At 54.9% G+C, this 14,136-nt stretch carries 11 protein-coding genes; 5 read left to right on the top strand and 6 right to left on the bottom strand.

The window, feature by feature from the left end; all coding sequences use genetic code 11:
- Positions 1-134: 134 nt before the first annotated feature.
- Positions 135-905 carry a hypothetical protein gene (locus AAFG16_RS38150; protein ID WP_342733675.1) on the bottom strand — a complete coding sequence of 257 codons (771 nt, stop codon included), beginning with the start codon at positions 903-905 and terminating at the stop codon, positions 135-137.
- Between the two features lie 86 nt (positions 906-991).
- Here AAFG16_RS38150 and AAFG16_RS38145 point away from each other — a divergent pair, with 86 nt between their 5' ends.
- The 3 genes from AAFG16_RS38145 (at position 992) to AAFG16_RS38135 (ending at position 4,460) form a co-directional block, all read left to right on the top strand.
- Positions 992-2,434, top strand: coding sequence for an undecaprenyl-phosphate glucose phosphotransferase (locus AAFG16_RS38145; RefSeq protein ID WP_342733673.1), 1,443 nt, complete (start codon positions 992-994; stop codon positions 2,432-2,434).
- 249 nt (positions 2,435-2,683) lie between these two features.
- Complete coding sequence (locus AAFG16_RS38140; protein ID WP_342733671.1) at positions 2,684-3,793, top strand: polysaccharide biosynthesis/export family protein; 1,110 nt, start codon at positions 2,684-2,686, stop codon at positions 3,791-3,793.
- A gap of 373 nt (positions 3,794-4,166) precedes the next feature.
- Positions 4,167-4,460 carry a hypothetical protein gene (locus AAFG16_RS38135; protein ID WP_342733669.1) on the top strand — a complete coding sequence of 98 codons (294 nt, stop codon included), beginning with the start codon at positions 4,167-4,169 and terminating at the stop codon, positions 4,458-4,460.
- Between the two features lie 353 nt (positions 4,461-4,813).
- Here the strand turns inward: AAFG16_RS38135 and AAFG16_RS38130 are convergent, their stop codons facing one another.
- The 5 genes from AAFG16_RS38130 to AAFG16_RS38110 form a co-directional block, all read right to left on the bottom strand.
- Positions 4,814-5,281 carry a hypothetical protein gene (locus AAFG16_RS38130; RefSeq protein ID WP_342733667.1) on the bottom strand — a complete coding sequence of 156 codons (468 nt, stop codon included), beginning with the start codon at positions 5,279-5,281 and terminating at the stop codon, positions 4,814-4,816.
- A gap of 251 nt (positions 5,282-5,532) precedes the next feature.
- Entirely contained in the window at positions 5,533-6,897 is a 1,365-nt protein-coding gene (locus AAFG16_RS38125; protein WP_342733665.1) for an O-antigen ligase family protein, read from the bottom strand.
- Between the two features lie 48 nt (positions 6,898-6,945).
- Positions 6,946-8,052: an ABC transporter substrate-binding protein gene (locus AAFG16_RS38120; protein ID WP_342733663.1), complete on the bottom strand. Its 1,107-nt coding sequence runs from the start codon at positions 8,050-8,052 to the stop codon at positions 6,946-6,948.
- A gap of 606 nt (positions 8,053-8,658) precedes the next feature.
- Positions 8,659-9,309, bottom strand: a complete 651-nt coding sequence (locus AAFG16_RS38115) for a hypothetical protein (RefSeq protein WP_342733661.1) — start codon at positions 9,307-9,309, stop codon at positions 8,659-8,661.
- Between the two features lie 108 nt (positions 9,310-9,417).
- Positions 9,418-11,748 carry a polysaccharide biosynthesis tyrosine autokinase gene (locus tag AAFG16_RS38110; RefSeq protein WP_342733660.1) on the bottom strand — a complete coding sequence of 777 codons (2,331 nt, stop codon included), beginning with the start codon at positions 11,746-11,748 and terminating at the stop codon, positions 9,418-9,420.
- 441 nt (positions 11,749-12,189) lie between these two features.
- Here AAFG16_RS38110 and AAFG16_RS38105 point away from each other — a divergent pair, with 441 nt between their 5' ends.
- Positions 12,190-13,050: a glycosyltransferase gene (locus tag AAFG16_RS38105; protein WP_342733658.1), complete on the top strand. Its 861-nt coding sequence runs from the start codon at positions 12,190-12,192 to the stop codon at positions 13,048-13,050.
- 26 nt (positions 13,051-13,076) lie between these two features.
- A complete protein-coding gene (locus AAFG16_RS38100) occupies positions 13,077-13,838 on the top strand; it encodes a glycosyltransferase family 25 protein (RefSeq protein ID WP_342733656.1) in 762 nt (253 codons plus the stop codon).
- The last annotated feature ends 298 nt before the right edge of the window (positions 13,839-14,136 follow it).

Below are 14,136 nucleotides of genomic sequence, written 5' to 3'. Positions count from 1 at the left end.
CGATCGGTATTAGAATCCAGACGCGGAAGCGCCAAGCGAGCACCGCTCCAGTCAAGAAAAGCCCCAACAAAACTTCAGCCATTTTAGTCCCCCGGTCTACCCTCTCACCGGGACACCTAAAAAATTGTGAATGTTCAGCGATCGAGAGTGCAGCTTGCCTTTAGATGTCGAACCGCCTCAGCGAGCCCCGCAATGGGAATCGTGCCACTAATGGGGGGTGAGGATGCAATCTCTACCGACAGCGCGGTCGTTTGCTGCCAGGCTCCCTCTACCAGACTGATAACAGCGTCAGGTAGGAGCAAAGCTTCGCCGTTCTGGACCGCTGACGATACAAGCTCGGTTCGGTTTGATCCGGCGACTACGACAACCTTAGGCCGGTCTGCCTTTTGCAATGCTTCAACCAGGATAATGAGGACATCGTAATGATCCGAATTGCAGCGCAAAGTCAGGCCGGCGAGTGCGAAGTCGGATTTGGTGGTGTCCGCCGTGTGAATTAGCGCCGTCGTTTCCGGGCCTCCAGCAGAAACGCGGGTCTTTGCTAATTGCCACCCGCCTGAGAGCGGATAGGTTTGGCTATTTCTCCTCAAAACATCGACTGCCGGGTCGCTGCAAGTTCCTGTTTGAGATGTAGCCACGCTCTTCGAGCATTCAGCTGACGGAATTGCACTCTGTGCCAGCGCCGAGACTGCGCCAGCAAAAAGCAGAATTGCAAGAAGCGGAACTAGAGGAGCCGATCCAGACTTGACGGCCTGGATGTTTTTTTGGCAGTTAGCGGTCGTTAAATTTTGCGCAAATGCGCCGCACAATTTTATTGCAATGCAATATAAAATGGTGTTCTTTATAATTAGGCCTCGCTCGTCATAGTTAGTTCTAGGAGGCGATTCTGGTAAATCGAATCTCTTCATCGCCCAACCCTCCTGAGGCTCTGTCGTCCGGGCGGGTACTCGCCTCGCGCCGCCTGGAAGCCGGACGGACCGAAGCCATCGATCGCTTGGAACAGTCCTCGCAGTCGCGACCTGCAGCGTATCAAGTCAAGATACCTTACGGTGCTCTTCGGCATTTGCTAGCAGCGGTAGACGGCGCACTGATCATTCTCTCCAGTGTTGTTGGTGCGGGCTTGTACCAGATTTTGGCGAATGGCGAATTTACCAACCCGCAGCAGCATCTTGGGGCAGGGGTTATAAGTGCTCTGCTGTACGTTTTGATCGGGCAATCTAGCGGATTCTATGATCTTCGTGTTGTGTTCTCCCGGCGACGGAAGGATGCGGGTCATATTTTGTGGCAGTGGATCTTAGTCAGTCTTCTGTTGACCCTCTTAGCCTTTCTCATGAAGAGCGGTGCCATTTTTTCGCGAGGCTCGATCATCTGCTTCGGAATATTGGCATTAGGCTTGCTTTTGGTAACACGCCGCTTTTCGAAGGGATTGGTGGCGGCTGTTGTGGCTGATGGTCAGGTGAGGGGCCGTCGGGCGCTGGTTTTTGGTACGAAGGATGAACTCGCAGCGCTTGGCGCCGAGGAATTGCTTGAGAGATTTGGTCTGACTGAAATCGCACGTATGGCCTTCGCCGATGGAAAAGACGGTGGCCTTGCAATGACTGATGCTGAATCCTCCGCCTTGGATGAAGCTCTCAATGTAGCCCGCGATAAGGGGGTTGATGAAATCGTATTGGCGTTTCCGTGGACCAATACGAGGAAGCTGGAATTGGTTCGTGATCGACTACGGATATCACCTCTTCCCGTTCAGTTGGTCCCGGATAGGCGCATTCGTTTTTTGGCCGAGAACCCGTCCTTCCGTCTACGAAAGTCGCTGTCCATCGAGATTCAGCGTGGCCCCCTTTCGACAGGCGAGCAACTCTCAAAACGCTTGGTTGACGTCGTCGGAGCTCTGACGGGGCTCATTTTCCTGACACCTGTGATGATCTTGAGTGCGATTGCAATCAAGATGGATTCTTCTGGCCCCGTCTTCTTCCGCCAGCGTCGCAATGGCTTCAACGCGAAACAGTTCTCAATTTTCAAGTTCAGAACCATGACCGTTATGGAGGATGGCGCGGCCGTTGTTCAGGCTCGAAGGTTTGACCCGCGTGTCACGCGGGTTGGCAGAATTCTCAGGCGGACGAGCATCGACGAAATTCCCCAACTCATAAATGTTCTTCGAGGCGAGATGTCTCTCGTCGGCCCCCGTCCTCACGCACTTGCGCATGATGACCATTACGGAGACTTGCTCGCGGAATACGCCTTTCGTCACCACGTAAAGCCGGGCATTACGGGCTGGGCTCAAGTCAGAGGGTACCGCGGCGAGACAGCTCGGGTGGAGCAGATGAAGGGCCGGATCGATTGCGACCTGTGGTACATTAACAACTGGAGCTTGATGCTCGACCTCAAAATTTTGATGCTCACTTGCTTGGAATTGGTGCAGACGCGGAATGCTTATTAAATTGAGCAGCGCTCCAGCGACGGAAATTTAGCAGCTAATTGGCGTCTTTGTAGTCATATAGAGGACAAGCTGTAGCTGCAGTGCAACAGCGTTTGCTTATCTCTTTCTAGGTCCCCCAATCCAATTGACTCTATTGAGGATTTTTCTCACGTTGGGCTCGGATTATCGTGGGGACTGTTTGTGAATCGGGGCATTAATTCGTTCGTTTTGCTGCTGGTAGCCATGCTTGGTGCGGCCGGATGTTCAATCATGCCGAGCTCCGGCCCCGAGGATCATGTTATCAAGAGTGAGATAACTCGCTCCGGGCCGGACTACGGTCTAGTGAAGCTTACGCCTACGGTGATCGACATCTTAAGGGAATATGGTCCGGGCGCCTTGGCAGGATCTTTCCCGGATAAGTCGCGTCCTCAGAGCATAAAGTTCGGCATCGGTGACGTCGTCTCTGTGACCATCTTCGAGGCGGCCGCTGGCGGCTTGTTCATACCAGCCGAAGCTGGCGTTCGTCCGGGTAACTTCGTTCAGATCCCAAACCAGAACGTGGATACGGCTGGCAATATCACCGTGCCATACGCCGGGGCTGTCAAAGCCGCGGGAAGGACGCCTAGTGAAATTCAGCAGGATATCGTCCGTGCGATTGGCAACCGCGCGATTGAGCCGCAGGTTGTGGTGGCCCTGATTACTCAGAACACTTCGTTGATCAGCGTCTTAGGCGAGGTCAACAATCCTCAGCGTATGCAGGCGAACGCTGCCGGTGAGCGCGTCCTGGATGTGATTGCGCGAGCTGGCGGCCCAAAGGGACAGGGGTACGAAACCTGGGTAACGCTAGAGCGCAATGGTAAGCGGGCAACCGTTCCTTTTGGAGCTCTCGTTTATCAACCCGACAACAACGTTTGGGTCCATCCGGGAGATACGCTCTACGTCTACCGCGAACCCCAGGTGTTCCTCGCTTTTGGTGCCGCTGGCCAGCAGGGGCAGTTCACCTTCGACATGTGGAAGATCTCTCTCAGTCAGGCGATGGGCAAGGCGGGAGGTCTACTTGACTCCCAAGCGGAGCCGGCGGGGGTGTTCGTCTATCGTCGCGAGCCGCGCGAGCTGGCCGAGCGGATTGGCGTCGATTGTTCAAAGTATGTCGGACCTACCGTTCCGGTCGTGTACAACGTCGATTTTCGAGACCCGGCTGGCTTCTTCCTGGCCAGCAAATTCGAGATGCGCGACAAGGATGTGCTCTTTGCCGCGAATGCCGCAACGTATGACTCGGCGAAATTCCTCCAGTACATCCGTCTAATCATCGCCACGGCCAATGACACGCTGGTCACGACCAGCAATGCTCAGATCGTAAGGATACAATCGCGGCTGTGAACGTCGTCCGATTACGGGTCGCTCAACGGGGCAGCAACAATTAAGCGCGATGAGATCCAGATGAATCGTCATCGCTCTTGTGTGTGTTGTTGTGCAGGATCTCTTTGGAGAACCGCTACACACTTTTCGGGTAATCCCCTAAAGCGGCATGGGTTAGTCTGAACCGATTTGGGATTCCCAAATTTCTGTTTCAGCGAGGCTAGGTGGCGATCAGCACCGCCATTGGCTGAATGAAATGGGTCGATGAGAGCGGCAGCGTTGAACCTAGTCAGATAGGTGGCTACCAGCCGAAGGCGATGCCGGGGTGCACTGTGATCGGATCGATGCGCCGTGCTTCATCGAGGGCCCGATCGATGGACGAGCTTTCGCACCTATGTCGAGAGGGTTGTGCTGCCCGTTCTTCGGCCCGGCGATATCGTCGTGCTGCATAACCCCGGCAGCCACAGAAGCAAAGCGGTTCGCCGGCCTCATCCGCTCGATCGGCGCCAAGTTCTTCTTGCTGCCAAAACACTCGCCTGGTCTGAACCCGAGCGAGCAGATCTTTGCCATGCTCGAGCACCTGCTCAGAAAAGCAGCGCGAACCGTCGATGCGGTCTGCGCGGCAATCGGTAAGTCGCTAGATACCTTCACACCCGAGAAATGCGCCAACTGCCTCCAAAAAATTTAGGATATCAAACCTAATGCCATCAAGCTTCAGCTTCGATGACTTGGGCCGGTGAATGGGCTGAGGCGCGATTGTTTATTTCGGGGGTAGGCTCGAGCTTGTTTGAAGGGAGTTCCCTTCATCTTGGCATTTTGAGGGGGAGACTGTTTCAGCAGGGTCCAAGCCTCGGATTTTTGTGCCGAAGCAGGTTCGCGACGCTTCGAATTCAAGCGGATATCAGAAGAGCACGGAAGCGACTTATGCTGGCCCCTCAGGCGCTTGCGGGCTTAACGCATCACATATCTCATTGCCGACACCGTCATGCACGCGGGCTCCTTCACTCAGCCCGCGCTCAATTTTCTTCGCCTGCCGGTTCTCTACGGAGTCGACGGGCTCACGCTGGTGGTCGTGTTGTTGGTAATCGAGCCAGCGCTGCCGGTACTGCCGCCGAAGAAGTTGTTGTTAGGATTTGTCACGCTGTTCGATACAAAGGTTTGCAAGGCGCCGGATGAACTCGGATTGTTACCGAGGGGGTTGACCTGACCGCCGCTTGCGCCGGCTGAAATACCGCCACCGCCTCCACCTACAGTCCCAATGAGCTGGTTCCCCGTAATGGCCGCGTATTGCTGCTTTGCGTCCGTCGAGTTGGTCGCCACAAGCTGCGTCTGGATCTCAGCTGCAAATGCGGGATCCGGGCGAATGCACATGTTAGCGGCCAGCCCCAAGCCGGAGCCAATCGCGCGCTGGAGATCAACACTCGGTGGCGGGTCAGCTTTGAGCAAGCCGATAATGAGAGGCAGGGTCGTGGGATCGCTTACGAGCAGATCGCGAATGTCGCTTGTCACGTCTCCGCCGCTCCGGGGTCCCGCAGGGCCGCTGAGCAAAGATGAAGGATTAGCTGTAAAGTCGCTGACCTTCTGTGGCGAAGCAGTTCCAGGACTGCATGCCGCAAAGGCGCTCGTCGTATAGGACAATATCGCGAGAAAAAGTAAGGCGAAAAACAGCGATCGACCGAAAGCAACACTATGCAATGCCATTGTGCCAACCCGACTTTATTGTCCAATTAGTTCAACTTATTGCCTTTTTTTAGTCAAGTCTAGGGCGGCGAGGCTTTAGCCAACAAACGCGGAGAGGTCGATTGGGCAAGTCCGGCGCCGGTCAATGTCAGGATTACGATAGAAAACCCCGGGATTTGCAGGGGAAAATCAACTTGGGAATGAAGGACGGCCAACAAACTAGCCCAAAAGCCAAACACGGGGAAAATCTTGTCTCTTTTTCGGGTAACCATTCCCCGCGAAAGATGAAATAAAATGGTTAGCCAGGCCAAGATGACGACCAACGAGAAGGGAAGGCCCATCTCGGAAGCGATCTCCAGCATCGTGTTATGGGCACGGTCCCACACGCCGACGACCGACGTACTGCCATTTCTATAGGCAGGAAACGCCCAAACAAAAGTTCCGAGGCCGGTTCCCAGCCAAGGGTAGTCCCGGATGATGTTCATTGTGGAGACGTAAGTACTAAGTCGAGCCTCATCCATGAAACCCACAGCGTCGAACCGGTCGCTGACCCGGCCGCCAAGCCAGAGAAAAGTCGCGCCAGCCGCGGTCGCCATCAACAGGATCTTCGTTGCCATCGCTGATCGGCTGCCGAAACGTCTCCAGGAATAGGTTGTTGCCGCCCCTACGAGCCCCAAGATGGTCAAGACGGATCCGGCGCGAGATCCTGTCATAAACGCGGCCGAGAGAGTGATAAGAAACGAAATCAGGCAGACTATGGCGCGGCGAGGAGGCTGGACGAGTGCCGCCCGCAAGCTCACGTATTGGTCGAGGTCCTTCGCTGCCAAGAGAAGCCAAAGGACTGAGCACAAGCCGAAATAGATTGCGGCGGTATTTGCGTTCACAAACGTAGCGGTTAAGACTCCGCGATAGGCGGCCTTCTCCATCCAGAGCACGTTGTTTGGTGCCCACACGGTCATCGCTATTCCAAATATCGCGTATAGAAGTCCTGAACTCGCGAAGCCGAGCAACAAGACGCGTGCCCAGAAACGGTTGCGGCCGACCAAATAGCCGGCCAAAAGCGAGGCGGCGCAGGCGATTTGCGAGCCGGCAGCGATCCAAGGCTGATCTCGGACTATCGAAATATGAGTCGGCAATTGAACGCCGAGCAGGTGTCCCGCGTGGCTCCAAACAGGGGTGTTCAAATGGAAATAGGCTCCGCCGTTTGGCACGAGTTGAGCTGCAACGACCAGCAGCCAACATAAGCCGACCAGAGCGAACGCGCCGACGAACTTCGCGTCCCGGGCGGAGAACTCAGTCAGGGAAGCCAACGTCAAAACCAAGCTCAGGAGCAGCACCTCAACAGCGACGATCTGAGGTACTGTCGAGCCAAAAGGAAGTGGCGCCAGCACCACGAGGGAGCAAAGGATAATAGCGCCTAGATTCTCGGACTTTTCACCTATCATTCAGGCTCGACATGCCCCGTAACGGAATATCAGTCAATTCGAGCCCGATTAATCCCGGCGACTACTTTCGTCCAACAGCTTTTGCCTTTCGCGATAGGTTTCCTGAACAAGCGTGAAGTTTGCGGCTGCGTTGAAGTCAAGCGATTTGGCCATTAACCGTTGGCTGAGCAATAAGCTCTGCAGATCGCGCAGTCGAGCCAAGTCAAGTTCTCCCATTCGAGTACCCAGGGGCCTTAAGAAGGGACGCAGTTGCTCCATAGTTTCTGCAACGCGCACCGGATTGCGATCGGGCAGCACCCTCTGGTCCCCAATTCCGACAAGTACATTGAAGTCTTGATATGCGGCGTCCCATGCCGCAAACAGCCCCCTCAGAAAGCGCTCGCCGATCTCCGGATGGGTAGCAATCATATTCTCTGATGCGATATACACGGACCCAGGAACATGGATGCCGAGAGCATCAGGACTGGTGGTCCGAAAGCGGATACCTGCCTCTTTTAAGTCACGCCCTTCTTTTTCCCACTTGCCCACGATCACGTCCGCATCGCCGCGCAAGAGACGGGAAGCAAGGTCTTCCTCCTGTGTGACCTTTAGCTCGGATCGCGGGAGGGCATGCCTTCTAATGATCGCCTCCAATATCGGTCCGCAATCCGTCGAGGGGGCATATCCAATGATTTTCCCGGTAAGGTCGCGCGGAAGCGCGATTGGTTTTCCCGGCAGAGAGTAGATTTCAACCGAGTTGACGATCTGAGAAGCCGCGAAGGCTACGATCTTTGAACCAAGTGATCTTGCGCGCAGAAACCCGCTCGCGGAAATCTGTCCGATCAGGCGATCGTTGCTTGCTACGGCAGCCGCTGTATCCTCGTCACTTGTACCGTCGATCGCAGAGATGGTGAGGCCCGCGCGATCGAAGAAACCATGTTCAATTCCGAAGACGAGGCCGATCGCAGTGTCGTTGAGGCTGGAATTCCACTTCACAGAGTAAACGGGAAATCTAATCGACGCGCGGTCGCCTGTAGGCTCAGGTACCGACGAATGGATCGTTGCGCCATAGAAGCCGACGGTCAAAACCAAGGTGGCGGTGCTGAAGAGAAGAAGCGTCCAAAGCCAGCCATTCCGTCGCTTGCGCCGCCGGATGTGTTTCCTTCGAAGACGCATTCAGTGGCTCTCGAGCAATAGAGGGAGCGGTGATCAATAAGGGGAGCCGGTGCTCGTCTTTTGAAGCGCAGCTTACAAGTCCATGTTGCTACTGAACGTACTCTTGGTAGCTGAAACGAAAAAAGGCCGAGGGGAATATTCCGAGAACCTTCTCTACGCGCTTGTAACCCCCCACGCCCATTTCCGAACAATCGTTAGTACCATAATAACAGGCGCGGATACGAATCTCCATGCCACAACGATTGTCCAGGAGCAGGATTTGGTCGTAGATCTTGCTATTGATCGCCTGCTTCCGAACGGTGGGAGCTACGGACAGACAAGGCATGCCAGTCGCGTCGCGATGTGTCGACGGTAAAACTGTTGTTGCCAGACCAGGCAAAGTCTTTGCTTCTGCGATCTTCCCGTTTGTGCTTCCCACCGTTTCAACTGAAAGGCGCCTCTGCCCAAATGCTGCTTGAGAATGCGCACGATCATTCAGCATTAGCGATAAGGCGATGTATGCCAGAGCGCAGAGTGTGCTCCCAGTGATAAAAAATGATCGTACGCGTGCAATTCGATCCGCGACCTCCTGTCGCGATCGAGCATGATCTGCATGGCTCATCGGATTCACCTCCAGCCCGGGAAGCGCTTTTGGACTGCTCCAGGGATATCAACATCGATCCCCTTCGCGTAAAGCAGATTGTAGAACTGTTGGCGCATCATCGGACTTGAATTTCGAAGCTCTGGCAAAAGTAAGTTCTGCAATCGCCATCCGGGCCCTTCGAGACTGCGGGCTGCGTCGCGTAGCAGGCCCGACGACACAAGAGATGAGAACTCCCTTCGAATCCTCACTTGAACTCCCTCGGGAAGCTGATCGTATACAGCGAGAGCATAGAGGTTTCGTCTGGCGCCAATCCATCCCTCAAACGGAGAAAGCGTATATGAATAAGCCAGATCGTCCAGCCGCGCTGACGAGAGGTCCCCGGCCATCGTCGATGTCCAATAGCGGATGAACCACAGAAAACCTTCCCCCGGCACACATTGTAACGCAAGGTCGATCGAATTGCGTAGTTGTCGCAACCGGCGATCGGCATCAGCGGCGTCGGAAGCGTCGACCGCATTTTCGTAAAGAGCGAGCCGCACTATGGAAGCGCTGCGGAGCTCAAGCGCATGACAAAAAGCTCGCTCATCAACTCCGCTCAGGTCAATCTTCTCCAACACGGACGGGGCAAATGACTCGCCTGCGATGATCCGAGTGGCGATCGTGTTTAGCGTCAAGGTGTTGTCCGCACTCGTCGCAATTAGAATTGCCCACGCAAAGGACAATCCAGCAAAAGCCAAAATAGCCGCTCGTGCGCGTGAAGACGTAGTTGGGCTCATTCGTGGTCAGTCAGTGTAACCATATCTCTTGTAGTACCGACTGTAATAGTAGTCTCCTCGATGGCCATCGTACCTTCCCATGGCCGACATATCGACCTTGTTCAATACAGCCCCCAACATACGGGATTGAACTATCGGCGTTTCGCTTAGCGCTCGTTCGACTACGTCAATCTTAGTTCTCGCCCATTCGACAAGCAAAATATACGAATCCACAAGCCCGCCGGTGCCTCGTACGTCGATCACAGGTGCCAGCGGCGAAAGGTCAACAATGATCCGATCGTACTGGTTTCGAAGTTCGCGGAACAACCTTTCCATTTGTGATGAAGACAACAAGTCCGCAGAGTTAGAGAAACGATCGCCAACATTCGACGGAATGAAATCCAAGTTGGGCTCGATACCTGAGACGAGAACATCCTCAATGCTCGCGGAGCCCAGCACAATTTCAGCTAGGCCGGCCGTAGCGTCTGGTTGGATTTGGCGCGTAATCGAGGGGTTTCTGATATCCGCATCGACAAGAAGAGTTCGGCTGCCCGATTTAGCAAAAGCGTAGGCGAGCGCCTTGCTGGTGGTCGATTTCCCTTCGTTAGGCAGAGACGATGTCACTCCGACCACTTTGCTGGGCGTGTCCAGCGAATTCAGATCAGCCGCGAGCTTTATTGACCTGATCGCCTCGGCGAACCGTGAGAACGGAGCAGTCAAGACAGTCTCGGCAACATCGATCTCTTTTGACGCGCTTGGCCCGTTTGCAGGGTTGTGGCCGCCGGACTTGCCCGGTTGAGGATCGCGCGAAGGCCAAAGTAGCTTAAGGCCTTGACTTGGCAAGCGCGTGAGACCGGCAGTGCTTGCAAACTGCCTTGCCTCTTTTTCGGATACGACAGGGATGCTCGCAAGGCAGCTCACTTTGAGAAGCGCCTCTAGCTGCGAGGGCGTGCGCACCACGCGATCTAGCATCTCGCGTGCGAACCCAATCATGCCGCCTAATATGCAACCTGCCACAAGCGCGCCAAGCAAGATCAAGTTCGTCTTAGGCGATGAGGGGCCGAGCGATATGGAGGCCGGGGTGATTACGCGCGCCTCAGTGATCGGAAATGATTGCTGCTGAACTGACACCATATAGAGCTGCAGAAAATTGTCAGCGAGCGTTCGTGTGCTTTGAGCATTACTCTCGAGCTCTCGTAAAACGATTTGGGCTTGGCTGTTTCCGTTTGAAGCGGCGATGGCTCCGCTCAAGCTCTTCTCTATCGAATCTTCTCGTGCCTTGGCGATTTCAGCGTCGCTCTTGAATGTCTCAGCTGTACGCCTCAATTCGTCGCCGATCGAGCGTTTGATCTCTCGCATCTGATTGCGGAGGTTAACCACTGCCAAATGATTGGCGCCGTACCGGTTGCGCCAGTCGGCTTCTCGTTGGGCCAGGTCCAGGTATTGTTGGCGCAGTCGAATGATCACCTGATTGTTCAAGGTGTCAGTGACTGTAGCGAGTGTGTCGATCAGTGAGCTGCCGTTCCCGCCGGCCTCGGCCTTCGCGTCCCCCTCGAGGATATTCGTGATGCGAGAAAGACGAGCTTCGGCCTCAGCACGTTGAGCTCGCGCTCCGGTCAACTGACTGTTGATTTCTGCAAGTTGCTGCTCAGAAAGTAGGCGGCCGCCGGCATCGACGATGTTGTTTTGAGCCTTGTAGTCTGCGACGGCGCGCTCTGCGGCAGACGCCTGCGATCTCAATTCTTTCAGTCGATCCTGTAGCCAGACGGCGGCGCGACGAGAGGCCTGATATTTTGATTCGAGTGTGTCCACGATATAGGCGTCGGCAACGGCGTTCGCGATCCTTGCTGCGCGTTCCGGCGACAGGGACCGGAAAGAGATCTCGATGACGTAGCTCAGGCCGAGCCGCTTGACTGTGAGCTTGCTCTGGAACCGCTGAAGCGCCTGACGCGTAAGCGAATAGTCGGACGCCGGCGCACTTGGACCAGCGAAAAGGCCCGTGACCGTCCCGAGCAAGTTGGAAATCAATCCTGAGCTCCCCCCTGTAAACTCAGGATCGTCAACCAATCGCAGATCCTTGATGACTGCAAGGGCGATTGTTTCCGATTTCAAGATCTCAACTTGGCTATCGATCATCGCTGACTCAATCGGCGCGTCCGCCGTCGGCGATGATTGCTGCTGAAGCATGTTGATCTTACGACTATCGATAATCAAATTCGCCGTGCTGGTGTATTGCCTTGGGGCAGTGAGCAGATACATTGCGCTCAGTGCAACAACGCCGGCCACGGTAATGAGCATTACTGGATATTGTCGAATTACGAGCGTTTTCAGGGTAGCGACGATGTCGTGGAAAGTCATCTCTGGCTCGGATTCGGCCGCGCGAGGGAGATGGGAGCGGGTTTGAAGCATCAGCGGACCTGTTTCGAACTATCCGAATGAGCGCCGGGCTACGAGGGGCGCATTTGTGGTTGATTCAGAGCCTTGGAAATTGTTTCGGCGGAGCGGTAAGTCGCTGTCGCTCTTAACAAAAATCTAGATGAAAGTCTCGACAAATCGTAAGGGGCATCTCACAAACCTCCTTCTTTGGTTACGGGCCATTCCAGAACAGGTGTGGCATATTGGCTGCGACCCATGTAGCGCAATGATTCCCAAATGGGATCTCGATAATATTCAGGGTGGGTTTAGCGCCTGCCGTGAGCCCGGGTCTGTTGATTCAACGCGTGTGCAATCCGAAAAGAACAAGAAGTAACTAAGGCGGGTGTACAAACAGCCCGGCAGATCTCTGGCAATGCAATTACGATGACTCTTGTAAGTGTTTACATTCCCACTCGGAACCGTCGGCTGCTGCTTGAGCGCGCCATTGCCTCTGTTCGTAGCCAAACCCACCAAGACATCGAAATTATCGTGGTTGACGACGCTTCGTCCGACGATACGCATGAATATCTTCGGAGTATGATGAACATTGAACCGAGGTTGGTCGTGTTCAATCAACGGGTGGCTGGGGGAGCGCCGCGGGCTCGAAATTTGGCGATCCGCTCCGCCCGGGGGCAGTTCATAACCGGCTTGGATGATGACGATGAGTTCCGGCCGAGGCGAATTGAAGCATTTGTCAACGCCTGGGGTAGCTTTGCCTCTACGCGAACCGCGTGTCTGTTTTCAGACAGCGTAGTGACAAACGGAAGTAGTTCAGCGGTTACGACCGACAGAAGGTCGCAAGTCGAATACCGGGATCTATTTAGGCACAATTTCATCGGCAATCAGGTTTTTTGCCCGACATCCAGGTTAGTGGAGATAGGGGGCTTCGACGAAAACTTGCCCGCTTGGCAGGATCTCGATTTGTTCATGCGCCTGTTGAAGCGCTATGGTGTCGCCCAGCGAACAACGGACCCGAGTTATATCTACCACGTTGAACGGGGCCTTTCGCGCATATCCATGAAGGTTGAAAGTCGCCGCGAAGCCTTTGAAAGGATCGTCTCGAAGAATTTCGAGGAGGGGTCCGAGCAGCATCAGCTCCTGTTCTTGCAGCTGTTTTCTCCCTTTTATGGGACCGTACCTTCGCTTTCAGACTGGCAGCGTGTGCTGGCTTGGCGCGCAAAACCTCAAGTGTTCGCGCGACTGTTGCGCGCGACAGTCCGAAATTTTATAAAGGGCGGTGTATAGCTGGAGCGCTCGAGATTGGAAATCGGATGAATGCCGAACTGAGACCGACGCCGGCAGGTCGGGCACTTGCAAACTTTTTTAGCGCAGTAAGAGTTATCAGCCTGAAATCGCGCGACGATCGACGTCGAGAGATGGGGGCCGAACTCGCCCGTCTCGGCTTAGCACCGGACCATGGCCCGCTCAAATTTCACGATGCCTCTAGATTTGATGAGGCTTATCCATTTCCGTCTATCGGAGCGAAGGGTTGCTATTACAGCCATTTGGCTGTGCTGGAAGAAGCGCTGTCGAAGGGTTTTGAGAACGTTTTGATCCTTGAGGATGACTGTGACTTCATTGGCAACATTGAGCGCGCTTTACCGTCAGCGTTGGAAACATTGGGTCGAAAGGATTGGGATTTCTTTTTCGGAGGTCACGAAGATCTCATATGCGATGAAGGTGCCTCGGAGCCGGTCCAGCAGGTGCCGTCGGGCAGCTGGATTCGCGGAACTCACTTTGTTGCGTTCAACAAGAGGGCAATCTCGGCGATCGTGCCCTACCTGCGCCAGGAGATAGAACATCTTGAGCGAGATCCCGTCGGGGCGTCGCGGGGTATTGACGCCGCCTACACACACTTCGGGCGCGAGTACCCTATGTTCCGGTATTTCGTCGCGTGGCCTAAACTTGGGTATCAAAGACCGTCGCGAACCGATGTCCAAACGACATCGATTTTGGACCGACTGCCATTAATTCGGTCAGCTGTTGTTCCAGTCCGTAGATTGAAGCGGCTGCTCAGGAAGCGCGCAACTTAGGAATTGGAAGTAGCTTACCGCAAGGGCATGCATGGCGGACTTTCGGATCAATCGTCGGACACTGCTGACAGGAACAGCGATCTTGGCCTCGACGTCCTTCCTCGCAAAGGAGATGAGGTCGTCCGAAGCAAACTTTCAGCGGCTGTTCGGTCCCAAGTCGCTGTGGAACGCGAGGCCGCTGGATCCAGAACTTCGGGATGCAAGGATCCCATCTCAAAATAATAGGGCCTACCTGGAACAGTCCCCTCAGTGGGGGTCGAGATTGTTCCGAGCTGGGGCCAGCGATGGTCCGGTTCTC

The sequence above is a fragment of the Bradyrhizobium sp. B117 genome (assembly GCF_038969555.1).
Taxonomy (GTDB): Bacteria; Pseudomonadota; Alphaproteobacteria; order Rhizobiales; family Xanthobacteraceae; genus Bradyrhizobium.
Note: the sequence above shows the minus strand (reverse complement) of the source record. Positions and strands in the feature narration are given on the sequence as shown.

Bases quoted from the DNA above. Each gene is read 5' to 3' on its own strand.
- AAFG16_RS38135 (WP_342733669.1), top strand. From the start codon at position 4,167: ATGTCGAGAGGGTTGTGCTGCCCGTTCTTCGGCCCGGCGATATCGTCG.
- AAFG16_RS38140 (WP_342733671.1), top strand. From the start codon at position 2,684: ATGCCGAGCTCCGGCCCCGAGGATCATGTTATCAAGAGTGAGATAACT.
- AAFG16_RS38150 (WP_342733675.1), bottom strand. From the start codon at position 905: ATGAAGAGATTCGATTTACCAGAATCGCCTCCTAGAACTAACTATGAC.
- AAFG16_RS38110 (WP_342733660.1), bottom strand. From the start codon at position 11,748: ATGACTTTCCACGACATCGTCGCTACCCTGAAAACGCTCGTAATTCGA.
- AAFG16_RS38125 (WP_342733665.1), bottom strand. From the start codon at position 6,897: ATGATAGGTGAAAAGTCCGAGAATCTAGGCGCTATTATCCTTTGCTCC.
- AAFG16_RS38100 (WP_342733656.1), top strand. From the start codon at position 13,077: ATGAATGCCGAACTGAGACCGACGCCGGCAGGTCGGGCACTTGCAAAC.
- AAFG16_RS38105 (WP_342733658.1), top strand. From the start codon at position 12,190: ATGACTCTTGTAAGTGTTTACATTCCCACTCGGAACCGTCGGCTGCTG.
- AAFG16_RS38120 (WP_342733663.1), bottom strand. From the start codon at position 8,052: ATGCGTCTTCGAAGGAAACACATCCGGCGGCGCAAGCGACGGAATGGC.